Annotated in this window: 21 protein-coding genes; 10 read left to right on the top strand and 11 right to left on the bottom strand. The window is 72.4% G+C overall.

Going from position 1 to position 20,949, the window contains the following annotated elements; translation table 11 throughout:
* Positions 1-172: 172 nt before the first annotated feature.
* Positions 173-1,090 carry an N-acetylmuramoyl-L-alanine amidase gene (locus tag AC067M_RS02255; protein WP_478695057.1) on the bottom strand — a complete coding sequence of 306 codons (918 nt, stop codon included), beginning with the start codon at positions 1,088-1,090 and terminating at the stop codon, positions 173-175.
* A gap of 122 nt (positions 1,091-1,212) precedes the next feature.
* Between AC067M_RS02255 and AC067M_RS02250 the strand changes: the two genes are divergently transcribed.
* The gene (locus AC067M_RS02250; protein ID WP_478695056.1) at positions 1,213-1,554 is read left to right on the top strand and encodes a hypothetical protein; all 342 of its coding nucleotides are present in this window, start codon (positions 1,213-1,215) and stop codon (positions 1,552-1,554) included.
* Between the two features lie 16 nt (positions 1,555-1,570).
* Here AC067M_RS02250 and AC067M_RS02245 read toward each other — a convergent pair whose 3' ends face one another.
* Together AC067M_RS02245 and AC067M_RS02240 are read right to left on the bottom strand one after the other, a co-directional pair.
* Positions 1,571-2,221, bottom strand: coding sequence for a class I SAM-dependent methyltransferase (locus AC067M_RS02245; RefSeq protein ID WP_478695055.1), 651 nt, complete (start codon positions 2,219-2,221; stop codon positions 1,571-1,573).
* Positions 2,222-2,424: 203 nt separating this feature from the next.
* The gene (locus tag AC067M_RS02240) at positions 2,425-4,164 is read right to left on the bottom strand and encodes an MFS transporter (protein ID WP_478695054.1); all 1,740 of its coding nucleotides are present in this window, start codon (positions 4,162-4,164) and stop codon (positions 2,425-2,427) included.
* Positions 4,165-4,320: 156 nt separating this feature from the next.
* Here AC067M_RS02240 and AC067M_RS02235 point away from each other — a divergent pair, with 156 nt between their 5' ends.
* The 3 genes from AC067M_RS02235 to AC067M_RS02225 all read left to right on the top strand — a co-directional run bounded on the left by AC067M_RS02235 (position 4,321) and on the right by AC067M_RS02225 (position 7,230).
* On the top strand, positions 4,321-5,766 hold the full coding sequence (locus AC067M_RS02235) for an MFS transporter (RefSeq protein ID WP_478695053.1): 1,446 nt from the start codon (positions 4,321-4,323) through the stop codon (positions 5,764-5,766).
* Positions 5,767-5,866: 100 nt separating this feature from the next.
* Entirely contained in the window at positions 5,867-6,406 is a 540-nt protein-coding gene (locus AC067M_RS02230; protein WP_478695052.1) for a SigE family RNA polymerase sigma factor, read from the top strand.
* A 29-nt stretch (positions 6,407-6,435) separates the two neighbouring features.
* Positions 6,436-7,230: a hypothetical protein gene (locus tag AC067M_RS02225; RefSeq protein WP_478695051.1), complete on the top strand. Its 795-nt coding sequence runs from the start codon at positions 6,436-6,438 to the stop codon at positions 7,228-7,230.
* Between the two features lie 150 nt (positions 7,231-7,380).
* Here the strand turns inward: AC067M_RS02225 and AC067M_RS02220 are convergent, their stop codons facing one another.
* From AC067M_RS02220 to AC067M_RS02205, 4 genes are all read right to left on the bottom strand, one after another.
* Positions 7,381-8,013 carry a response regulator gene (locus AC067M_RS02220; RefSeq protein WP_478695350.1) on the bottom strand — a complete coding sequence of 211 codons (633 nt, stop codon included), beginning with the start codon at positions 8,011-8,013 and terminating at the stop codon, positions 7,381-7,383.
* 130 nt (positions 8,014-8,143) lie between these two features.
* Positions 8,144-9,454, bottom strand: a complete 1,311-nt coding sequence (locus AC067M_RS02215) for a sensor histidine kinase (protein ID WP_478695349.1) — start codon at positions 9,452-9,454, stop codon at positions 8,144-8,146.
* A 21-nt stretch (positions 9,455-9,475) separates the two neighbouring features.
* Positions 9,476-10,192: an ABC transporter permease gene (locus tag AC067M_RS02210; RefSeq protein WP_478695050.1), complete on the bottom strand. Its 717-nt coding sequence runs from the start codon at positions 10,190-10,192 to the stop codon at positions 9,476-9,478.
* The gene (locus AC067M_RS02205) at positions 10,189-11,118 is read right to left on the bottom strand and encodes an ABC transporter ATP-binding protein (RefSeq protein ID WP_478695049.1); all 930 of its coding nucleotides are present in this window, start codon (positions 11,116-11,118) and stop codon (positions 10,189-10,191) included. Before AC067M_RS02205 ends, AC067M_RS02210 begins: the two co-directional genes overlap by 4 nt.
* A gap of 308 nt (positions 11,119-11,426) precedes the next feature.
* Here AC067M_RS02205 and AC067M_RS02200 point away from each other — a divergent pair, with 308 nt between their 5' ends.
* The 3 genes from AC067M_RS02200 (at position 11,427) to AC067M_RS02190 (ending at position 14,499) form a co-directional block, all read left to right on the top strand.
* Positions 11,427-12,284: a MaoC/PaaZ C-terminal domain-containing protein gene (locus AC067M_RS02200; protein ID WP_478695048.1), complete on the top strand. Its 858-nt coding sequence runs from the start codon at positions 11,427-11,429 to the stop codon at positions 12,282-12,284.
* Between the two features lie 184 nt (positions 12,285-12,468).
* On the top strand, positions 12,469-13,545 hold the full coding sequence (locus AC067M_RS02195; RefSeq protein WP_478695047.1) for a Zn-dependent alcohol dehydrogenase: 1,077 nt from the start codon (positions 12,469-12,471) through the stop codon (positions 13,543-13,545).
* A 15-nt stretch (positions 13,546-13,560) separates the two neighbouring features.
* Positions 13,561-14,499, top strand: a complete 939-nt coding sequence (locus AC067M_RS02190) for a 3-oxoacyl-ACP reductase (RefSeq protein ID WP_478695046.1) — start codon at positions 13,561-13,563, stop codon at positions 14,497-14,499.
* A 117-nt stretch (positions 14,500-14,616) separates the two neighbouring features.
* Here the strand turns inward: AC067M_RS02190 and AC067M_RS02185 are convergent, their stop codons facing one another.
* Together AC067M_RS02185 and AC067M_RS02180 are read right to left on the bottom strand one after the other, a co-directional pair.
* A complete protein-coding gene (locus AC067M_RS02185; RefSeq protein ID WP_478695045.1) occupies positions 14,617-14,784 on the bottom strand; it encodes a hypothetical protein in 168 nt (55 codons plus the stop codon).
* A 96-nt stretch (positions 14,785-14,880) separates the two neighbouring features.
* Positions 14,881-16,083, bottom strand: a complete 1,203-nt coding sequence (locus AC067M_RS02180; protein ID WP_478695044.1) for a hypothetical protein — start codon at positions 16,081-16,083, stop codon at positions 14,881-14,883.
* Positions 16,084-16,279: 196 nt separating this feature from the next.
* On the opposite strand from AC067M_RS02180, the gene AC067M_RS02175 reads away from it, so the two are divergent.
* From AC067M_RS02175 to AC067M_RS02165, 3 genes are read left to right on the top strand one after another with little or no spacing between them, the layout of a single operon-like run.
* Positions 16,280-17,155, top strand: coding sequence for a Nif3-like dinuclear metal center hexameric protein (locus tag AC067M_RS02175; protein ID WP_478695043.1), 876 nt, complete (start codon positions 16,280-16,282; stop codon positions 17,153-17,155).
* Positions 17,152-17,895 carry a zinc ribbon domain-containing protein gene (locus AC067M_RS02170; RefSeq protein ID WP_478695348.1) on the top strand — a complete coding sequence of 248 codons (744 nt, stop codon included), beginning with the start codon at positions 17,152-17,154 and terminating at the stop codon, positions 17,893-17,895. The genes AC067M_RS02175 and AC067M_RS02170 overlap by 4 nt, the downstream gene beginning before the upstream one ends.
* A gap of 22 nt (positions 17,896-17,917) precedes the next feature.
* Positions 17,918-19,276: a bifunctional RNase H/acid phosphatase gene (locus AC067M_RS02165; protein ID WP_478695042.1), complete on the top strand. Its 1,359-nt coding sequence runs from the start codon at positions 17,918-17,920 to the stop codon at positions 19,274-19,276.
* A gap of 1 nt (position 19,277) precedes the next feature.
* Here AC067M_RS02165 and eda read toward each other — a convergent pair whose 3' ends face one another.
* A complete protein-coding gene (gene eda, locus AC067M_RS02160) occupies positions 19,278-19,952 on the bottom strand; it encodes a bifunctional 4-hydroxy-2-oxoglutarate aldolase/2-dehydro-3-deoxy-phosphogluconate aldolase (RefSeq protein ID WP_478695041.1) in 675 nt (224 codons plus the stop codon).
* Between the two features lie 73 nt (positions 19,953-20,025).
* Positions 20,026-20,808 carry a peroxide stress protein YaaA gene (yaaA, locus tag AC067M_RS02155; RefSeq protein ID WP_478695040.1) on the bottom strand — a complete coding sequence of 261 codons (783 nt, stop codon included), beginning with the start codon at positions 20,806-20,808 and terminating at the stop codon, positions 20,026-20,028.
* Between the last annotated feature and the right edge of the window lie 141 nt (positions 20,809-20,949).

Here is a 20,949-nt window from a genome sequence, read left to right as displayed (position 1 = left end):
CTAAAGGTCACGCATTCGATGAAAGAACTTCTGTTCTTGCTTGGGGGGAGGGGCACGGGGTCTGCACTCCGCAGGGCGCGCCATGAGGCCCGCCCCGGTCGCAGGGTGTCATGTCATCACGACACTGGCCGGGAGAGGCTGAGAGAACTATGGATTGCTCGGCAGCGGTTATCTATTTCCTCAGAAAGCTTGAGATGCCGTCCGAGATCCCTTGCGCCGCTTTCTGTCGCCAGGCACCGCTGGTGAGGAGTGCCGCGTCCTTACTGTCGCGCATGTTGCCGCACTCGATGAACACCTTGGGAACCGTTGACAGATTGAGACCGCCGAGGTCCTTTCGCGTGACGAGACCGCTTCCGTCGCCCACGTAGTTGGACGGTTCGGTACCGGTGGAGTGCGCGAAGTCGGTCGCGATGAGCTCACCGAGGTCGCGGGAGGGCCCGACGATGGGCCGGGTGTCGGCCCCACCCTCGTGCACGGCCGTCGGAAGGATGACGTGGAACCCGCGGTCCCCGGCCCCCGACCCGTCCGCGTGCACCGACACCACTGCATCGGCGTGCGCGGTGTTCCCGATCCGCGCCCGCTCGTCCACACACGGCCCGTAAGACCGGTTCCCGTCCTGCGTCAACTTCACGGTGGCGCCCTGCTGCTGGAGCAGTGTCCGCAGCCGGTGAGCGACGTCGAGCGTGAACCGGGCCTCCGTGTACCCCGAGTTGGTGGACGTCCCCGTCGTGTCGCACTCCTTGTGGTTGGTCCCGATGTCCACCTTGCGGCTGATCTCCGCGGTGTGCTGGAAGTTGTCGGGGTTGTGCCCGGGGTCGATGACGACGACCTTGCCCTTGAGCGGAGCGGCACCGTAGGGCTTGGCCGAGCCCCTCGGCTCCTTGCCGTCGGCGGAGGTCGGGGAGGCCCCGACCGCGGTCCTCTCCGTCCGGTCCGACCCGTCCGAGTCACCGGGCGAACCCGCTGTCTGCCACACGACCCACCCGAGCACCGCCCCCGGCACGAGCACGCCGAGCGCCACGATCAGGGCCCGCCGCATGGGAGACCGACGGCGCGGAGAGGGTTCGAATTCCGGACCTGCGTACGACACGGCAGCCACCCTAGCGGGCGTCATCGGCGACTGCGCGCACCGTTCCCGGGCAAACGGCTGACAGCCCACCACGCCCCCAGCACACTTCCCCACGCACCGCCCACCGTCAACGGGAGACACCCATGTCCGGCAGCCCCTACTTCGACCAGCCGCTCACGCCCGCCCGGCCCCGCATGTTCAACAGTGCCCTCGCGAAGGTCGTGTGGACCCTCGTGCCCGTCGTCACCCTCGGGCTGTGCGCGGCGGTCCCGTTCGTGGTCGCGGCGGTGAAAGGCGTGGTCAAGCCGTGGCTGGCGGTCGGCTACGTCGTCGGCGAGATCGCGATCTTCGTCGGCGCGACCACGCTGGACCCGGACCCGGACAGTGGCAACCCCCTGACCGGCTTCGTGCTGATGCTGCTGATCATCACGTCGGCGACGCACACGGCGCTGCTCGACAACGACCGGATCAGCATCGGGAAGTGACCGGCGGGCCCCGCCCTCAGACCCCGGCCCCGGTTCGCCGCAGGACACGCAGGGAGCCCGTGTCACCCACCTCAGTGAAGGCACCGGACTCCAGCGCCCGCAGGTAGACGCGGTACGGGGCCTGGCCGGTGAACTCGTCCACCGGGTCCGGGAACACGTCGTGGATCACCAGCAGCCCGCCCTCGGCGACATGCGGGGCCCAGCCCTCGTAGTCGGCGGTGGCGTGTTCGTCGGTGTGGCCGCCGTCGATGAAGACGAGGGCCAAGGGGGAGGTCCAGATCTTCGCGATCTGGGGGGAGCGGCCGACCAGCGCCACGACGTGGTCCTCCAGGCCCGCGCGGTGGAGGGTGCGGCGGAACGTGGGCAGGGTGTCCATCACCCCGAGCTCGGGGTCGACCGTCTCGGGGTCGTGGTAGTCCCAGCCGGGCTGCTGCTCCTCGCTGCCCCGGTGGTGGTCGACGGTGAGCGCGGTGACCCCGGCCTCGCGGGCCGCGTCGGCGAGGAGGACGGTGGATCGGCCGCAGTAGGTGCCGACCTCCAGCAGGGGCATCCCGAGCCCGCCCGCCTCGACGGCGGCCGCGTACAGCGCGAGCCCCTCGTCGACCGGCATGAACCCCTTCGCCGCCTCGAACGCGGCCAGGATCTCGGACTTGGGTGCCGCGGGCATGGGGGGCCTTCCGGTCGTACGACTGTCTGGGCGCCCATGCTGCCGTACCCCCTGTCGGCCGAGCGACAGGGGGTACGGGGGCGCCGCCCCCGAAGGGGCGCGGGGCAGTGCCCCTGGGCGGCTCCGCCGCGTGGGCGCGCTCAGCCACGACGATGCCGCAGACGCCGGACGCCGGACGCCACCGCCCGGCACCCGGTTGAGCGCTACGCGGTGACCGGCTCGCCCGGCAGCGACAGGTCCAGGTCCACCGGGCGGTCGTCGCCCGCGTGGGTCGCGGAGGAGGCGAGCGGGGCGTGGCCGGTGGCCGTCGCGGCCAGGACGTACGCGCCCTCGGCCGGCACGGTGAGCGCGTAGGTGCCGTCCTCGGCGGAGAGCGTCGCGCCCGCCTGGCGGCCGCGCGGGTCGATCAGGGTGACCTTGGCGCGGGCGACCGGGACGCCGGCGGCGTCCAGGACCCGGCCGCGGAAGCCTCGCAGGGCCTCCTCGGCGCGCTCCAGGTTGGCGTCCTCCTCGCTGCTCGCCCGCAGCTGGGGCTTGTCGGCGGGGCGGCGGCCGGGGAGGAAGAAGGCCAGGAGGAGGCCGACGGCGACGGCGGCCGTAGCGATCAGGAAGGAGACGCGGAAGCCGTGCATCGTCGGGATCTCGACGCCGCCGACGTTGTCGGCGGTGTTGGCCAGCACCATGCCGATCACGGCGCTCGACACCGACGTACCGATGGACCGCATCAGCGTGTTGAGGCCGTTCGCCGCGCCCGTCTCCGACGCCGGGACCGCGCCCACGATCAGCGCGGGCAGGGAGGAGTACGCGAGGCCGATGCCCGCACCCAGGACGACCGCGATGACCAGGCTCTGCCAGGGCGCGCTCATCAGGCCGAGGCCGGCGCCGTAGCCGATCGCGATGATCAGCAGGCCGAGGATCAGGGTGACCTTGGGGCCGTACTTCGCCGACAGGCGGGCGTAGACGGGCGCCGTGAACATCATCGTCAGGCCCAGCGGCGCCACCAGCAGACCGGCGACCACCATCGACTGGCCGAGGCCGTACCCGGTGGACTTCGGCAGCTGGAGCAGCTGGGGGAGGACCAGGGAGACGACGTAGAAGGAGACGCCGACCATGATCGACGCGAGGTTGGTGAAGAGCACCGCGGGGCGGGCCGTGGTGCGCAGGTCCACCAGCGGGGCCTTCACGCGCAGCTCCATCACGCCCCACAGGCCGAGGACGACGGCGGAGGCGGCGAAGAGGCCGAGCGTGGTGCCCGAGGTCCAGCCCCAGTCGCTGCCCTTGGTGATCGGCAGCAGGAAGAGGACCAGGCCGGTGGAGAGACCGAGCGCGCCCAGGACGTCGAAGGACCCCTCCGCCCGCATCGGGGACTCCGGTACGACGAGGAGGGTGAGGGCGATGGCGAGGGCGCCGAGGCCGGCGGCGCCGTAGAACAGGGCGTGCCAGTCGGCGTGCTGGGCGACCACGGCGGCGGCGGGCAGCGCCAGGCCGCCGCCGACGCCTATCGAGGAGCTCATCAGGGCCATTGCCGAGCCGAGCTTCTCGCGGGGCAGCATGTCGCGCATCAGGCCGATGCCCAGCGGGATGGCGCCCATCGCGAAGCCCTGGAGCGTACGGCCCACGATCATGGCGAGCAGGTCACTTGTGAGGGCGCTGACCAGTGCGCCGACGACCATCACCGCGAGGCTGGTGATCAGCATGCGCCGCTTGCCGTAGAGGTCGCCGAGGCGGCCCATGATCGGCGTGGCGACGGCTCCGGAGAGCAGCGTCGAGGTCAGGACCCAGGTGGCGTTGCTGGGCGCGGTGTCCAGCAGTTGCGGCAGGTCCTTGATGACCGGGACGAGCAGGGTCTGCATCACCGCGACAACGATGCCCGCGAAGGCGAGCACCGGGACCAGGGCGCTGCTCGCTCTCCGGGTGGGCTGGTCGGTCGTCGACTGCGTCATTGAGGGGGGCCTCCAGGCCGGGGAGTAAGGGGAGAAACGGGAGAGTCGGGAGGTGCGTGCACGGTGAACCCCGTGCGCCGGGGCAACTATTCCGTTGCTTTGGCACCCTAACGAAATCTTGACCTTCTCTTGGTGATCACGGCGAGTGTTGGGATCATGACCCACATGCTGCGAGCCGCCGGCGCCACCCGCACGTCCCGTCGTCACGCGCCCCCCACCTGGCTGGTGGTGGCCCTCGCCTGCGCCGGGCAGTTCCTCGTCGTCCTGGACGTGTCCGTCGTCAACGTGGCGCTGCCGTCGATCCGGGCCGAGCTGGGGCTCGGCGCGTCGGGGCTGCAGTGGGTGGCCAACGGGTACTCGATCGCCTTCGCCGGGTTCATGCTGCTCGGCGGGCGGGCCGGTGACCTGTACGGGCGCAAGCGGATGTTCCTTGTGGGGCTCGGCCTGTTCACGCTGGCCTCGCTGGCCGGCGGGCTGGCCCAGGAGGGCCCGCACCTGCTGCTGGCGCGGGCCGTACAGGGGCTCGGCGCCGCGGTGCTGGCGCCCTCGACGCTCACGATCCTCACCTCCGCCGTCCCCGAGGGCGCCGCCCGGGCCCGGGCCATCGCGACATGGACCGCGGTGGGCGCGGGCGGCGGGGCCGCGGGCGGGCTGGTCGGCGGGGTGCTGCTGGAGGCGCTGTCGTGGCGGTGGGTGCTGCTGATCAACGTGCCGATCGGCGCGGTCGTCCTCGCCGGCGCCGCCGCCCGCCTCCCGGAGAGCCGCGCCGGGGACCGACGGCGACTCGACCTGCCGGGCGCGGTGCTGGTCACATCCGGTCTCGCCACCCTCGCGTACGGCATATCGCAGACCGAGGCCGAGGGGTGGACGGCGTCGTCCACACTGGTGCCGCTGGCCGCAGGCCTTGTGCTCCTCGGGCTCTTCCTCGTCGTCGAGGCCCGCACGACGGCGCCGCTGATGCCGCTCGGACTGTTCCGGCGGCGCTCGGTGTCGTCGGCGAACGCGGCGATGTTCCTCTGTGGCTTCGCGATGTTCTGCATGTGGTACTTCATGACGCTGTACGCGCAGAACGTGCTGGGCTACACCCCTCTGGAGGCCGGTCTCGCGCTCGTGCCCAGCTCCCTCGCCATCGTCCTCGGCTCGAAGCTGGCGCCCCGGCTGATGAGGATGGCCGGCGCGCGCACGGTGACGGTTCTGGGCACGCTCGTCGCCGCCGTCGGCTTCGCCTGGCAGTCGACGATGAGCGCGCACGGGGCGTACGTCACCGCGATCATGATCCCGGGCATCCTGATGATGCTGGGCGCGGGCCTCTCGGCGACCCCACTCGCCGCGCTGGCCACGTCCGGGGTGGCACCGGGGGAGGCCGGGCTGGTGTCCGGTCTGGTCAACACCTCGCGCACCATGGGCGGTTCGCTGGGCCTTGCGGTCATGTCGACGCTCGCGGCGGCGCGTACGGCGGACACGTCGGGCACGGCGGGCGGCGAGACGCTGGAGGCCGTCACGGCCGGGTACGCCCTGGTGTTCCGGGCGGGGACGGGGGTGCTGGTGGTGGGGGCGGTGCTGATGCTGGTGTGGCTGCCTCGGAAGGCTCGCGCGCAGTGAGGGGACTCGGAGCTCGCCGACGGCGGGGCGAAAAATGCTCGTGAGGTGAGGCAACGATCCGAGGGGCTCGTGGACTCCTTTGAACATCTAGGAGGTGCCCATGGGGGATCGCAAGCAGGCCCGGGACGAGGAGTTCCAGGCCTTCGTCATCGGCCGCTGGCCGCGGCTGATGCGGACGGCATTTCTCCTCACGGGGGAGCAGCACGCCGCGGAGGACCTGGTCCAGTCGACGCTCGAACAGGTCTACGCGGCCTGGCGCAGGGTCGGCTCGGCCGACGACCCGGAGGCGTACGTCAGGCGCGTGATGATCAACGCTCACGCGCGCAAACACCGCAGAAGGCTGAAGGAGTTCCTGGCACCGAAGGACGACTCGGGAATCTCGCACGAGCTGCCCGACACCGGTGACCGCATCTCCCAGGCCGACGACCGCAACGCCCTGCTGAGGGCGCTCGCGCAACTGCCGCCCCGGCAGCGGGAGGCGGTGGTCCTGCGGTACTGGGAGGACCTGACCGAGACCCAGACGGCGGAGGCCATGGGGTGCTCGGTGGGCGCGGTGAAGAGCAACGCGGCCAAGGGGATCGCGAAACTCCGCGCCATACCGGAACTGGCGGAGACGGTGACGTACGGAGGGCGCAAGTGATGAACGCGGACCGGGAGACGAACCACGACATGACGCACCATGACATCGCCCTTCTGCTGGCCGGCGCCGCGGACGAGGTCGAGATCGGTATGGCCCCCACCCAGGCCGTGATCCGCGGCGGACGCCGCCGCAGGGCCCGGCGCTGGGCGGTGGCCACGGCAACCGCCGTAGTGGTCGCAGGATCGACGGGGGCACTGGCGCTGAGCGGGCTGCCGGGCGGGCACACGAGCGGTGCGACACCGGCGGCGGGCGGGCCGTCGTCGACCGGTTCGCCGAGTCTGACCGAGCCGGAGTCCACCACCTTGCTGGCGACCGGAACCGACGGGGGCAAGGAGTGGAGCGTCTCCATCGACGTGTGGGCCGCGCCGCGCAACGAGGAGGAGGCGCAGGTCGAACTCGACGCGATGACGCGGCGCGACTGGATGCCGGCGGACGTCCGCAAGGCCGCCGACCTCGTCGGCAAGGGCGCGTACTTCGTCCATCGCACCTTCGGGAAGGACGCGCCTCCCAAGCTGACGATGGAGGACGTCGTCACCAAGGAGAGCGGCATGTCCGGCCGGGACCTCCAGGCCGGCATGCTCTCACTCGACCTCGATCCCGACGGTCCCGAGCGCCTGGTGGTCGGAAGCGTGGCAAGGACGGCCAGGGAAGTGACCTGCGCGTGGAAGGACGGCTCGAAGACCGTGGTCCGCAGGGCGGCCGAGGAGAACGTCGTCAACAGCGACGAGTTCGCGATCCGGAGGGTCGACGGCCTGCCGTTCGACTGGTTCGTGTGCCTCGCGCCGAAGGGGACGGAGTACAAGGACGTCAAGGTGACCGGCTAGGGTCTTTCGTTTGGATCAGGCCGGATCAGGGAGCGGGGCCCGGTGTCGTTGCCCGCGAGCCCGGCATGATCCATACGAGAGGCCCTAGCGGGCGCGGGTCACCGGCCCGGCGCGGCGGCGCCTGAGGGAATGACAGCTTTGCCTCGGGCCCTACAGCCAGCCCTGTTGGCGGGCCTCGCGCACTGCCTCCATGCGGTTGCGGGTGCCTGTCTTGCCGATGGCGGCGGAGAGGTAGTTGCGGACGGTGGATTCGGAGAGGTGGAGTCTGACGGCGATGTCGGCGACGGTGGCGCCGTCGACGGAGGCTTTGAGGACGTCGCACTCGCGGGCGGTGAGCGGGTTGGGGCCGGCGCTGAGCGCGGCGGTGGCGAGCGCGGGATCGACGACCGTTTCGCCGGTCAGCACCCGGCGGATCGCGACGGCCAGTTCCTCCACGGGGCCGTCCTTGACGAGGAAGCCCGCCGCTCCGGCCTCCAGGGCCCGCCGCAGATACCCGGGCCGGCCGAAGGTGGTCAGGATCAGCACCCGGCAGTCCGGCGCCTGCTCGCGCAGTTCGGCGGCGGCGTCCAGGCCGCTCATGCCGGGCAGCTCGATGTCGAGCAGCGCGACATCCGGGCGGTGGACCAGCGCCGCGTCCACGATCGCGTCCCCGGCCGCCACCTGCGCCACCACCTCGATGTCCGCCTCCATCCCGAGCAGTAACGCCAGCGCGCCGCGCATCATCCCCTGGTCCTCGGCGAGCAGCACTCGGATGGACTTGGCGGGCCGGTGATCCCGGGGCATCTCGCTCACGGGGTCAGAGTAGAGCGCGGCGGTGGTGGTCGGGGGGTGAGGCGGCGAGGAAGGTGCTGGTCGTGGCGGAAAGTGGGGCTACGCGACGCACACCAGGGGCCGGCCCGGCGACGAGGGGGCGTCAGACACCTGGACGCCGGCATGAGGGCGCCGGTGGTGTGAGCTTGAGCTGTTCGGTGTGGTTCGGGGTCGGAGCCTCGGGTCGCTCCGGCGGGTCCACCGGGAGTTCCGCCGTCACCGTGAAGCCGTGGCGTGGGCCCGGGCCTGCGGTGAGGGAGCCGCCGGCGGCGGTGAGCCGTTCCTTGAGGCCCGTGAGGCCGGTGCCGCCGACGCCCTTCCGGCTTTCCGGATCGGGGGCGCCGGTTCCGTTGTCCGCGACCGTCAGGCGGACGCGTTCCGGGGCGCCCGAGAGCGTGATCTCGCAGCGGGTGGCGCCGCTGTGGCGGACGACGTTGGTGACCGCCTCGCGCACCACCCAGGCCAGCAGGGTCTCCGTCTGCGGTCCGAGCGGCGGGCCCGACCGGTGCAGCACGGGCTCGACGCCCGCCGCGCCCAACACGGAGCGGGCCCGGTCCAGTTCGGTGACGAGGCTGCCCTCGCGGTAGCCGGTGACCGCCTCGCGGATCTCGGTCAGCGCCTGGCGGCCCACCGACTCGATGTCGCTGATCTGACCGAGCGCCGCGTCGAGGTCCCGCCCCGCCAGACGACGGGCCGCCTCCGACTTCACCACGATCACCGAAAGGGTGTGGCCGAGCAGGTCGTGCAGGTCGCGGGAGAAGCGCAGGCGTTCCTTCTCGACGGCACGCCGGGCCAGTTCCTCGCGGGCGGCGCGCAGCTCCCGTACGGCATCGGTGAGGGAGAGGATCGCCGCGGTCACCATCGTGGAGAGCAGCGTGCCGTAGGCGACGTTGAGCGCGTCCCAGCCGGAACGGTATGCGGTCACGGCGCTCGCGACCACGGTCAGTGCGATGCCTACGCGGCCCAGCATCGGCCCCCGCATGACCGCGCCGACGGCAAGGCCCAGCAGCGGGAAGAAGTACAGCCAGCTGCCGCCGTATCCGCCGGCCAGACCGCAGGTGATCAGGCCCATCACGAGCAGCGCCACCCGGGTGGAGACCGCCTCGCGCTTCTCCTTCACGAAGGCGCGGAACACCACGTAGATGTAGAGGGAGTTGAAGGTGAAGAGGCCCAGGCCGGCGATCACCGGGTTCGACGCCTCGCCCTGGAAGAGGTTCGAGAAGGAGCCCATGCCCATGAGCAGCCACGGCAGCAGGGTGAACCCCGAGGGCGCGGGGCCGAAGTCCTCCGGCGGGCGTCCGGTCCTGCGCCACTCCCGTTGCCGGGCCCGGAACAGCTGCCGTTCGGCACGGTGCCGCGCGGCTGCCTGCCGCCAGTGGCGCAGCCGCCGTCTCGTCGTACCGCTCCAGGACATGCTCATGCTCCGCCCCCTCGGTCAGACGGTCGTACCGACGCGGCGGTACGACAGCACAGCGTACGAACCGAACACCAGCAGCCAGGCCGTGAGGACGAGCACGGCGCCCGCCGACGGGGCGTGGCCCCGCGCCACCGCACCGCCCAGTTGCGCGAACCGGTTGGTGGGCGTGTACGACGACACCGCGCGCAGCCAGCCCGGGAACAGGGCGACCGGGAACCAGAGGCCGCCGAGGACGGACAGGCCCAGGTTGCACATCATGTTCGCCACCGCCGTGGCAGGGCCGGTCAGCCGGTAGCCGTTGCCGAGGCCGAGCAGGGTGAAGGGGAACGAACCCAGCCACAGCAGCAGCGCGACCGCCGCCCACTGCCAGGCCGCCAGCCGTACGCCGTTGAGCAGGCCGCCCGCCGCGAGCACCGCGACGATCGCCGGGAGGACGGTCACCGAGCCGGTCAGCGCCCGGCCGACGACGACCTCGCGTGGGCGCATCGGGGTGACCCGCAGCTGCCGCAGCCACCCGACCGCCCGGTCCTCGGCGACCCCGCCACCGGTGTTGAGGGCTGAGCCGACGGCGCCGTACGCGGCCATGCCGACCATCGCGACGGTCCGCCAATCGCCCTGATCGTCGCCCAGGTTGGTGAACAGCAGGTACATCAGCACCGGCATCGCGATCCCGCCGATCACGAACCCCGCATCGCGCAGCGTCCGGCGCACCTCGAGGCGCACGTAGTCCTTCATCGCACCGACTCCCGCGCAGTCTCCCGCTGCCGGGAGGTGAGGTTCAGGAAGGCGTCGTCGAGCGACCCCGGGGCGACCTCGAGACCGCGGATCGCGTTCAGGCGGGCCAGGGCGACCACCGTGGCGTCCGAGTCGTCCGTGCGCAGCCGTGCCCGGTCCCCGGACACCTCCACGGACCGTACGCCGGGCAGGAGGGCCAGGTCCGCCGGGTCCCGGCCCGCCAGGTCGAAGGAGACCAGGCTGCCGCCCGCCGAGCGGCGCAGCTCCTCGCCCGTGCCGTCGGCGACGATCCGGCCGTGGTCCAGGACGACAACCCGGTCGGCGTAGGCGTCGGCCTCCTCCAGGTAGTGGGTGGAGAACAGGACGGTGTGGCCGCGCCGGGCGTAGGCCCGCATCGCATCCCAGAAGGCGTGCCGCGCCTCGACGTCCAGGGCCGCCGTGGGCTCGTCCAGGACGAGCAGCGCGGGGTCACCGGCGAGGGCGACCGCGAAGCGGACCCGCTGGGTCTGGCCGCCGGACAGCCGGTCCACGCGTCGTCCCGCCAGCTCCGTGATCCCGGCCAGTTCCAGGGCGCGCGCGACGGGCAGCGGGGCCGGATAGCGGCCGGCGACGAAGGCGACCAGCTCACCGACGGTGACGCGGGGCACCGCCCGTGCCTCCTGGAGCATGGCGCCGACCCGGCCCGCCCGCACGGAGGCCTCCGGGGACGCGCCGAACAGCTCCACCGTGCCCGCGTCCGGCTCGGCGAGGCCGAGCAGCAGCGAGATCGTCGTCGACTTGCCCGCGCCGTTGCGGCCCAGCAGCGCGACCGTCTCACCGTGCGTGATCTCCAGGTCGACGCCGTCGACGGCGCGGACGTCGCCGTAGGTCTTGACCGCGCCTCTGAAGGAGACGGCCCGTTCGGTCTCCCGTTCAGTGTTCGTCATGGTGTCGACGCTACGGATCCGGCGCGGCCTCCCTGCAGATGCGTCCGTCCGGAGATCCGTGTGACAAATGTCAGGGGTGCCGGTATTTCTGACATGCCGTCAGGAGACTTCCCATGTGCAGGTGCCTGGGCTATACAGAGGGTCGCCGTACTGAAACGCGTTCTAGATCCGGCGCTTTCCGCGGCCCCGCGAACGACCTCGGTGCGGCCGACGGTGCGGACGACCGCGCCGGGGTCTCCTCCGCCAGTGACCGCCGACCACCACCAGTCCGCCAGTCATCGTCAGCGACCGCCGACCTCAGGAGCCCCATGCCCATCGACGCAGCCAAGGCGCTCGCCGCCGAGCCCCGCTCCGGCGCGCTCTCCTGGGACCACAAGGACGTCCAGCTCTACCACCTCGGCATCGGCGCGGGCAGCCCCGCCACCGACCCCGACGAGCTGCGCTACACCCTGGAGTCCCGGCTGCACGTCCTGCCCAGTTTCGCCACCGTCGCGGGCTCCGGCTCGCCGGGCGTGATCAGCGGACTGTCCGTGCCCGGCGTCGACGTCGACCTCGCACACGTCCTGCACGGCGGCCAGTCCCTGACCGTCCACCGCCCCCTCCCGGTCCGGGGCGCCGCCACCGCCACCGGCAGGATCGCCGCCGTGTACGACAAGGGCAAGGCGGCCGTCCTCGTCATGCGCACCGAAGTCACCGACGCCGACGGCCCGTTGTGGACCAGCGACGCGCAGATCTTCGTACGGGGAGAAGGCGGCTGGGGCGGCGACCGGGGACCGTCGGCACGCCTGGAATCACCGGCCGGTGAGCCGGACCGCGTCGTCGAGCGCACGGTCCGCGACGACCAGGCCCTCCTCTACCGCCTCTCCGGCGACTGGAACCCGCTGCACGCCGACCCCGAGTTCGCCAAGCGCGCGGGCTTCGACCGGCCCATCCTGCACGGCCTGTGCACGTACGGCATGACCCTCAAAGCGGTCGTCGACACGCTGCTCGACGGCGATGTCACCCGCGTCCGCTCCTATGCCACGCGCTTCGCCGGGGTCGTGTATCCGGGCGAGACGCTGCGGGTCCGCATGTGGCGGCAGACCGGGAGGGTCCGGGTCGCCGTGACGGCATTGGAGCGGGACGACGCACCCGTCCTCGCCGACACCGTCGTCGAACACACCTGAGCCGGCCCACCGTCGGGTCCCACCTGCATGACCCGGCCCACCGTCGAGTCCCACCTTCATGACCGAGCCCGCCGTCGAGTCCCACCTTCATGACCGAGCCCGCCGTCGAGTCCCACCTTCATGACCGAGCCCGCCGTCGATCCGAACAGCCCTGAGTCAGCCCACCGTCGAGGGGAGCCGCATCATGCGCGCAGCCGTACTGCAGGAGATAGGCCAGGAAAAGCTGGAGGTCCTCGACGACGTCGAGACGGTGGGCTTCGGCCCCGGCAGGGTGCGGATCCGGGTACGGGCCACGGGGCTGTGCCACTCGGACCTGTCGGCGATGACCGGGGTGCTGCCGCAGCCGGCGCCGTTCGTACCCGGCCACGAGGGCGCGGGCGAGATACTCGAGGTCGGCGAGGGAGTCACCCACCTCAAGGCGGGCGACCGGGTGGTGGTGTGCTGGCTCCCGGCCTGCGGCGCCTGTCCCGCCTGCAAGCGTGGGCAGAGCGAGCTGTGCCTGGCCGGGTTCATGAACGCGGGTACGCCCAACTTCCGCCGCCCCGGCGGGGACCTCTTCGGCTTCGCCGGCACCGGCACCTTCGCCGAGGAGGTCGTCGTGGACGCGGGCTGCGCGGTGCCGATCCCCGGCGACGTGCCCTTCGACATCGCCGCCCTCATCGGCTGCGGAGTCACCACCGGACTGGGCGCCGCCCTCAACACCGCTGATGTGGAGGCCGGTTCGTCGGTCGCCGTCATCGGCTGCGGAGGCGTCGGCGTCTCCGCGATCCAGGGCGCGCGGCTGCGGGGCGCGGCCGAGATCGTTGCCGTCGACCCGGTCCCCGCCCGCCGCGAGGCGGCCCTCAAGTTCGGTGCCACGCAGGCCGTTTCGCCGGACGAGCTCGCCGACGCCAAGCAACGCGTCACCGGCGGCGAGGGCTTCGACTACGTCTTCGAGGTCGTCGGCAAGTCGGCCACCGCGCGGACAGCGTACGAGACGACCCGGCGCGGCGGCACCCTCGTCGTCGTGGGCGCGGGCGCCATGGACGACCACCTCCAGCTCAACATGTTCGAGCTGTTCTTCGACGAGAAGCGGATCCTGCCCTCGATGTACGGCGGCGGCGACGTCCTGCGCTCCTACGAGCGCACCATCGCCCTGTGGCGGGCCGGCCGCGTCGACCTCGACGGCCTCATCACACACCGGGTGCCGCTCGCCGAGATCAACGAGGCCCTCGACCAGATGCGTACCGGTACCTCGCTGCGCACCTGCGTCGAGATCTGAGCCACGGGGGCGTTCATGTCACTGCCACTCGAGGGACTCACCGCGATCGTCACCGGCGCCGGACGCGGACTCGGCCGGGCGGAGGCGCTGGAACTCGCCCGGCTCGGCGCGGCCGTCGTCGTCAACGACTACGGACAGGGCGGCCGGGACGGCTCCGGTGAGGCCTCCGCCGGCCCCGCCGAGGAGGTCGCCGCCGAGATCCGCGCGACGGGCGGCACCGCGCTCGCCCACACCGGGGACGTTGGCGACTTCCAACAGGCCCGCGAGCTGGTCGAGTCGGCGATCGCCGAGTACGGCAAGCTGGACATCCTGGTCAACAACGCGGGCATCCTGCGCGACCGTATGGTCTTCTCCCTCTCCGAGGAGGAATGGGACGCGGTCATCCGAGTCCACCTCAAGGGCCACTTCAACACCACCCGGTTCGCGGCCGCGCACTGGCGTGAGCGGTCCAAGGCGGCGGGCGGCCCGGTGTACGGGCGGATCGTGAACACCTCGTCGGAGGCGTTCCTGGCCGGCTCGGCGGGTCAGCCCAACTACGCGGCCGCCAAGGGCGGAATCGTAGGGCTGACCACCTCCACGGCCCTCGCCCTCGCCAAGTACGGCGTGACCGCGAACGTCATCTGCCCGCGCGCCCGCACCCGGATGACCGAGGACGTCTTCGCCCGCGTCGAGCAGCCCACCGAGGGCCTGGACCCGCTCGCCCCCGAGCACGTCGCCCCCCTCGTCGGCTACCTCGCCTCACCCGCCGCCGAACGGCTCAACGGCCAGCTGCTCGTCGTACACGGCGGCATGGTCGCGATCGTCGAACGACCCCGCGTCCAGGCGAAGTTCGACAGCAAGCAGGAGGCCTTCACGTACGACGAACTGGACACCCTGCTCACCGCGCACTACGCGGACCGGCCGCCGGGGGAGACGTTCGCGGCGGCGGAGGTGCTGGCGCTGAAGCGGGGGTGACTGAGCGCACTGCGGTCACGGCGGCGGCCCCACGTGCGAAACGGCCCCGCCCGTCCGGAGACGAGCGGGGCCGTGTGTCGCGTACCCGGAAGCGCCCGGGCCCTGACTGACGTACCGTCAGGCAGCAGTTTCGGCGTGCTGCTCCGCCGACTTGCGGTGGCGGCCACGGGGGGCCGCCTCGCTGTCCTGGGCCGAGACCGGCCCCCGGTGCCTGCCGTGCCCGGTGGCCTCCTGGCCCTCCTTGACCTCGGTCGGCAGCGGCTGGGTCGTGCTGGCGTCGTTCATCGGAAGAATTCACCCCGTCAACATGATCGTTCTTACAGCCGGGCGAGTCTAACCGGCACACCTCGGGCCGAATCCAGTCGCACACGCCGACCGGCACTAGTTCGTTACAAGGCGTCCCAACGGCGCCTGTTGCAACGGCACAGGTCGTGCCACGGCGGGCTCCGGGGGCGGTTCCTGGCCGGCCTGTTCCGCCGGCTCCGCCGTCGCCGGAACACCCTCGACGGGCACGGGTGCCGGACCCGGCGCAGGTGTGGCGGTCACGACCACCGCCTCCGGAACCACCAACCCCGCCACCCCGCAAGGCACCTCCCTCGTCGAGTACGGCAACCGCAGCACCCCCTCCGCCGTCCACAGCCCCGCTCCCATCAACCACCCTTGCGGCGCCCGGAGATGATGCAGCTGCCGCTCGGCCGGACGCCACACCGCGAGCGAGGTGCCGAACGCCCCGTCGACGCGCAGCGCCACCGCGCAGCCCTCCGGCGTCAGCACCTGCCCCGGCTGGATCGCGAACGGCGTGACCGTGCAGTCGGGCACCCGCAGGCACTCCGGGAAGCGCACCGGCAGAGAGCTGCCCAGCACGCCCCAGCCGAGCCGCCGCTGTCCGGGCGAGGGCGCGTCCGAGGTGATGAGGAGCAGCCCGCTGTCGGGGTCGGCGAGCCGCAGCCGGTCGTCGCTGTCTGCGGCGATCTGGAGCAGCGGCGACACCTCGCCACCCCGCTCCAGGTCCACCACGACCGCCTTGGTGCGGCCGCCGACCTCCCGGTCCAGCGCCAGCATCCGCCCCCTGCGGTCCAGCCACGCCCCGCCCGAACAGCGTCCGGGGATCTCGGCCAGGTGTTCGGGCCCGAACGCGCCGCCCGCCACCAGCCACACCGCCGTGGAGTGCCGGCCCGCGGCGATCGCGTAGGCCCGTTCGCCGCCCGGCGCGGGAGGCAGCAGCCGCAGCCGGGTGACGTCGTCCGGGCACTCGATCGCACCGAGCGGGAGCTCGCCGGTGCCGGGGCCGGTGGGGTAGAGGAGCGAGAACGCGTGCCGTCCGTCGAGGAAGCGGCGGATGAGGACGCGTCCGTCACCCATCGGCTGCACCTCGGTGCCGGGCTCCTCGGGCTGGTTGCCGGGCAGGGGTACGGCGTACGGCTCGGGGCCGTCGAGCGTCCAGCGCTCCGGGAACCAGGTGTCGACGCCGGCGCCCCGTGCGAGGCGCGCGGCGTAGCCGCCGTCCACCGTGATCACGCATCCTGCCTGCGGCGTCCGGTCGTCCTCGTCCTCAGCGGCGGGTTCGATGGCACAGGCTGTCATCGTTCGGTCACCTCCGGTCACTCACCGCGACGAAGCTAGTTTTCGTACGCACGGGCGCGGATCAGGAACGGGACGCTTCACACATAAGGGTGGTGGAGAAGCGATTCGCCTGAGCCCACCGGGGTGGATGTGCTGACCGGGACGTTCGCCGCCGGGAGCGGTGCGTTCGCGCAGAACGGCCAGGTAGCCTTTCCCCGTGCCCCGTCTGTCTGAAGTCATCGCCGCGCTGGAGAACCTGTGGCCCGCCGAGCGGGCCGAGTCCTGGGACGCGGTCGGAACCGTCGCGGGCGACCCCGACCAGGAGGTCACCCGGGTCCTCTTCGCCGTCGACCCCGTCCAGGAGATCGTCGACGAGGCGGTGAAACTCGGCGCCGGCCTGCTCGTCACCCACCACCCGCTCTATCTGCGCGGGACGACGACGGTCGCGGCCTCCACCTTCAAGGGCCGCGTGGTGCACACCCTGATCAAGAACGACATCGCGCTGCACGTGGCCCACACCAACGCGGACACGGCCGACCCGGGTGTCTCCGACGCCCTCGCGGGCGCGCTGGACCTCCGTGTCGTACGACCGCTCGTGCCCGACCCGACCGATCCCGACGGCCGCCGCGGCCTGGGCCGGGTCTGCGCGCTGGACCACCCGGTCACCGTCCGTGAGTTCGCCGCCCGGGCCGCCGAGCGGCTGCCCGCCACCGCGCAGGGCATCCGGGTCGCCGGCGACCCCGACGCGGTCGTCCGCACGGTCGCCGTCAGCGGCGGATCCGGTGACAGCCTCTTCGACCACGTCCGCGCGGCCGGCGTCGACGCCTTCCTCACCGCGGACCTGCGCCACCACCCGGCGTCGGAGTTCCTGGCGTCCTCGGCGGACCGCGCCCACAGTCCCCTCGCGCTGCTCGACGCGGCGCACTGGGCCACCGAGTGGCCCTGGTGCGAGCTGGCCGCCGCCCAGCTCGACGAGATCTCCGACCGCCACGGATGGGGCCTTCGCGTCCACGTCTCGGGTACGGTCACCGACCCCTGGACCGCCCACGCGGCGTCCAGCACCTCTTCTGACCCACTGGGAGCCCCCAACTGAACGCCGCGCCCGCCGACCAGATCCGCCTCCTCGACGTCCAGGCCCTCGACGTCCGCCTGCAGCAGCTCACCCACAGGCGGAGGTCGCTGCCCGAGCACGCCGAGATCGAGTCGCTGACCAAGGACCTGACGCAGCTGCGCGACCTGCTCGTGGCCGCGCAGACCGAGGAGAGCGACACCGCCCGCGAGCAGACCAAGGCCGAGCAGGACGTCGACCAGGTGCGCCAGCGCGCCACCCGCGACCAGCAGCGCCTGGACTCCGGCGCGGTCACCTCCCCCAAGGACCTGGAGAACCTCCAGCGCGAGATCACCTCCCTCGCCAAGCGTCAGGGCGACCTCGAGGACGTCGTCCTGGAGGTCATGGAGCGCCGGGAGTCCGCCCAGGAGCGGGTCGTCGAGCTGACGGGGCGGGTCGACTCCGTCCAGGCGAAGATCGACGACGCGACCGCGCGCCGGGGCGCGGCCTTCGAGGAGATCGACGGCGAGGTGGCCTCGGTGACGAAGGAGCGCGAGGTCATCGCCGCCTCCGTCCCGGCGGACCTCCTCAAGCTCTACGACAAGCTGCGCGACCAGCAGGGCGGCATCGGCGCGGCCCGGCTGTACCAGCGCACCTGCCAGGGCTGCCGCCAGGAGCTGTCGATCACCGACATCAACGACATCCGCAAGGCCACCCCCGACACGGTGGTCCGCTGCGAGAACTGCCGCCGCATCCTGGTGCGCACGTCCGAGTCCGGGCTGTAGGAAGCGACAAGGGGCCAAGGTCGTGCGGGAGTTCATCGTCGAGGCCGACGGCGGGTCACGGGGCAACCCGGGGCCCGCGGGCTACGGATCCGTCGTGATCGACGCGGCGACCGGGCAGACGCTCGTCGAGCGCGCCGAGTACATCGGCGTCGCCACGAACAACGTGGCCGAGTACCGCGGCCTGCTGGCCGGTCTGTACGCCGCCCGCGAGCTCGACCCGTCCGCCAGGGTCCACGTCCGCATGGACTCCAAGCTCGTCATCGAGCAGATGTCGGGCCGTTGGAAGATCAAACACCCCGACATGAAGCCCCTGGCGACGGAGGCCGCCCGCGTCCTCCCGCCCGAGCAGGTCACCTACGAGTGGATCCCCCGCGAGCAGAACAAGCACGCGGACCGCCTGGCCAACGAGGCGATGGACGCGGGCAAGCGGGGCGAACGCTGGGAGCCGTCCACGTCGACCGCCGAACTGGACGCGGCGACGTCGTCCCGGCGGCCTTCTTCCGTCCCGGCGGGCCCTCCGGGGGACGCGGCGGCGGGAGCGGCCAAGGCGCGGGCGGCGTTGGCGGCGGGGCGGTCCTCCGGCACGGGGACGGGTACGGCCTCGGCGGACGCGGCGGAGCCCCTCAGCGGTACGGCGGGGACGGGTAGGGCTTCGGCGGACGCGGCGGAGTCCCTCAGCGGTACGGCCGCCAAGGAAGACGCCGACGTACGCGCCGCCCGTGCCGTCGTCAGCCCCGGCTGGGCCCCCGCCGACATGGGCGCCCCCGCCACCTTCGTACTGCTGCGGCACGGCGAGACGCCCCTTACCCCCCAGAAGCGGTTCTCCGGCAGCGGCGGGACCGATCCGTCCCTCTCCGACGTCGGACGGGAGCAGGCGGAGCGGGCCGGCGCGGCGCTCGCCCGGCGCGGCACGATCCAGGCCGTCGTAGCCTCCCCCCTCGCCCGTACCCGCGAGACCGCCGGCATCGTCGCCGCGCGCCTCGGCCTGGAGGTGACCGTCGACGACGGGCTGCGGGAGACCGACTTCGGCGCCTGGGAGGGCCTCACCTTCGGCGAGGTCCGCGAGCGCTACCCGGACGACCTGAACGCCTGGCTCGCCGACCCGGAGGCCGAACCGACCGGCGGCGGCGAGAGCTTCGCGGCGACCGCCACCCGGATCGCCGCCACCCGCGACAAGCTGGTCGCGGCGTACGCGGGCCGCACGGTCCTGCTCGTCAGCCACGTCACCCCGATCAAGACCTTCGTACGGCTCGCCCTGGGCGCCCCGCCCGAGTCCCTGTTCCGCATGGAACTGTCGGCGGCCGCGCTCTCGGCGGTGGCGTACTACGCGGACGGCAACGCCAGCGTCCGCCTGTTCAACGACACGTCGCACCTGCGCTGACTCAACGCGAACCCGCACCCGCACCGAGCGCGGCCGCCTCCCGCGCCAGCGCCTCGATCCGCCCCCAGTCCCGCGCCGCCACCGCGTCCGCCGGAAGCATCCAACTCCCGCCCACACAACCGACGTTGGGCAGCGCCAGATACTCCGGAGCCGACGCCGCCCCGATCCCACCGGTCGGGCAGAAACGGGCCTGCGGCAGCGGCCCGGCCAGCGACTTCAGATAGGCGGTGCCGCCCGCGGCCTGCGCCGGGAAGAACTTCATCTCCCGCACCCCGCGCTCGAGCAGCGCCACGACCTCCGACGTGGTCGACACCCCGGGCAGGAACGGCACCCCCGACCCCCGCATCGCCTCCAGCAGTACGTCCGTCCAGCCCGGGCTGACCAGGAAGCGCGCCCCGGCCGCAACCGACGCCTCCACCTGCTCCGGCGTGATCACCGTTCCGGCTCCGACGACGGCCTCCGGCACCTCTCCGGCGATCGCCCGGATCGCGTCGAGTGCGCCAGGCGTCCGCAACGTCACCTCGATCGCCGGCAGCCCGCCCGCGACGAGCGCCCTGGCCAGCGGGACGGCGTCGGCGGCGTCCCGCACGACCACCACCGGGACGACGGGGGCGAGGTCCAGCACGGACGCGGGCAGCGGAGACGAGGGCGGCGACGCGGGCACGGAGGCGGGCATGGCCTCATCGTGCCCTGGAGGTGCAGCCTGCGCAAAGGTCGTTGCACAGGCTGCAATGAGCGGGACGGCAGGCTCAGTGGACCTCGGTCACCAGCACATCCAGCGTCCACGCCGTCCCCGCCTTCGCGGGGGGCTGCACCTCCACGACGTATCCCAGACCACGCAAGGCATCCACCAGCTCCGCCGGCGTCCTGGGCGCCGCCCCGGCCGACAGCAGACTGCGGACGATCTTCCCCTTCGTCGCCTTGTTGAAGTGGCTGACGACCTTCCGGGTCGGCGCGTGCAGCACCCGCACGGTCGCCGTCCGCCCGGCGACCTCACCCTTCGGCTTCCAGGCCGCCGCATACGCCGACGACCGCAGGTCCAGCACCAGCCCGCCCCCGGCCACATCGGGCAGCGCCGCCGCCATCGGCGTACGCCAGTACGCGCCCAGCGCCCCCAGCCCCGGCAGCTTCACGCCCATCGAGCAGCGGTACGACGGAATCCGGTCCGTCACCCGGACCGCACCCCACAACCCCGAGAACACCAGCAGGGACCGGCCCGCGCGCCTCTTCGCGGCGGCGTCCAGGGAGCCCAGGTCCAGGGCGTCGTAGAGCACACCGGTGTAGATCTCCCCGGCGGGCCGGGCGCCGGCCGTGCGCAGCCCGGTGTTCTTCGCGACCTCGCCGCGCAGCCCCTCGCTGAGCCCGAGTACCTCGCGCGCCTTCTCCTCGTCACTCGCGCACAGCTCGACCAGCTCGCTCAGGACGGCCTCGCGGGCCTCGGTCAGCTCCGGCAGCGCCAGCGACTCGAGCTTCAGCGGGGCGCCACGACCGGACGAGGCCTTGCCTTCGGAGGGCGGCAGCAGGACGAGCACGGGGGATCTCCTTCGGTCGAGCAGGTAACGCTGGTGGGACGGTCGAGCAGGTACAGATGGTGGGGCCGGTTGAGCAGGTACAGATGGTGGGGCCGGTTGAGCTCTGCGACAGCGTACGGCGTGCCGCCCCGCCACCCCGGC

It is taken from the genome of Streptomyces sp. NPDC043427, from assembly GCF_056436655.1.
This window is presented reverse-complemented; position numbering and strand designations above follow the sequence as displayed.

Excerpts from the sequence above, each read along its gene's own strand:
- AC067M_RS02250 (WP_478695056.1), top strand. The coding sequence starts at position 1,213 with ATGTCCGGCAGCCCCTACTTCGACCAGCCGCTCACGCCCGCCCGGCCC.
- AC067M_RS02245 (WP_478695055.1), bottom strand. The coding sequence starts at position 2,221 with ATGCCCGCGGCACCCAAGTCCGAGATCCTGGCCGCGTTCGAGGCGGCG.
- AC067M_RS02240 (WP_478695054.1), bottom strand. The coding sequence starts at position 4,164 with ATGACGCAGTCGACGACCGACCAGCCCACCCGGAGAGCGAGCAGCGCC.
- AC067M_RS02235 (WP_478695053.1), top strand. The coding sequence starts at position 4,321 with ATGACCCACATGCTGCGAGCCGCCGGCGCCACCCGCACGTCCCGTCGT.
- AC067M_RS02230 (WP_478695052.1), top strand. The coding sequence starts at position 5,867 with ATGGGGGATCGCAAGCAGGCCCGGGACGAGGAGTTCCAGGCCTTCGTC.
- AC067M_RS02225 (WP_478695051.1), top strand. The coding sequence starts at position 6,436 with ATGACGCACCATGACATCGCCCTTCTGCTGGCCGGCGCCGCGGACGAG.
- AC067M_RS02220 (WP_478695350.1), bottom strand. The coding sequence starts at position 8,013 with ATGCCCCGGGATCACCGGCCCGCCAAGTCCATCCGAGTGCTGCTCGCC.
- AC067M_RS02215 (WP_478695349.1), bottom strand. The coding sequence starts at position 9,454 with ATGTCCTGGAGCGGTACGACGAGACGGCGGCTGCGCCACTGGCGGCAG.
- AC067M_RS02210 (WP_478695050.1), bottom strand. The coding sequence starts at position 10,192 with ATGAAGGACTACGTGCGCCTCGAGGTGCGCCGGACGCTGCGCGATGCG.
- AC067M_RS02205 (WP_478695049.1), bottom strand. The coding sequence starts at position 11,118 with ATGACGAACACTGAACGGGAGACCGAACGGGCCGTCTCCTTCAGAGGC.
- AC067M_RS02200 (WP_478695048.1), top strand. The coding sequence starts at position 11,427 with ATGCCCATCGACGCAGCCAAGGCGCTCGCCGCCGAGCCCCGCTCCGGC.
- AC067M_RS02195 (WP_478695047.1), top strand. The coding sequence starts at position 12,469 with ATGCGCGCAGCCGTACTGCAGGAGATAGGCCAGGAAAAGCTGGAGGTC.
- AC067M_RS02190 (WP_478695046.1), top strand. The coding sequence starts at position 13,561 with ATGTCACTGCCACTCGAGGGACTCACCGCGATCGTCACCGGCGCCGGA.
- AC067M_RS02185 (WP_478695045.1), bottom strand. The coding sequence starts at position 14,784 with ATGAACGACGCCAGCACGACCCAGCCGCTGCCGACCGAGGTCAAGGAG.
- AC067M_RS02180 (WP_478695044.1), bottom strand. The coding sequence starts at position 16,083 with ATGACAGCCTGTGCCATCGAACCCGCCGCTGAGGACGAGGACGACCGG.
- eda (WP_478695041.1), bottom strand. The coding sequence starts at position 19,952 with ATGCCCGCCTCCGTGCCCGCGTCGCCGCCCTCGTCTCCGCTGCCCGCG.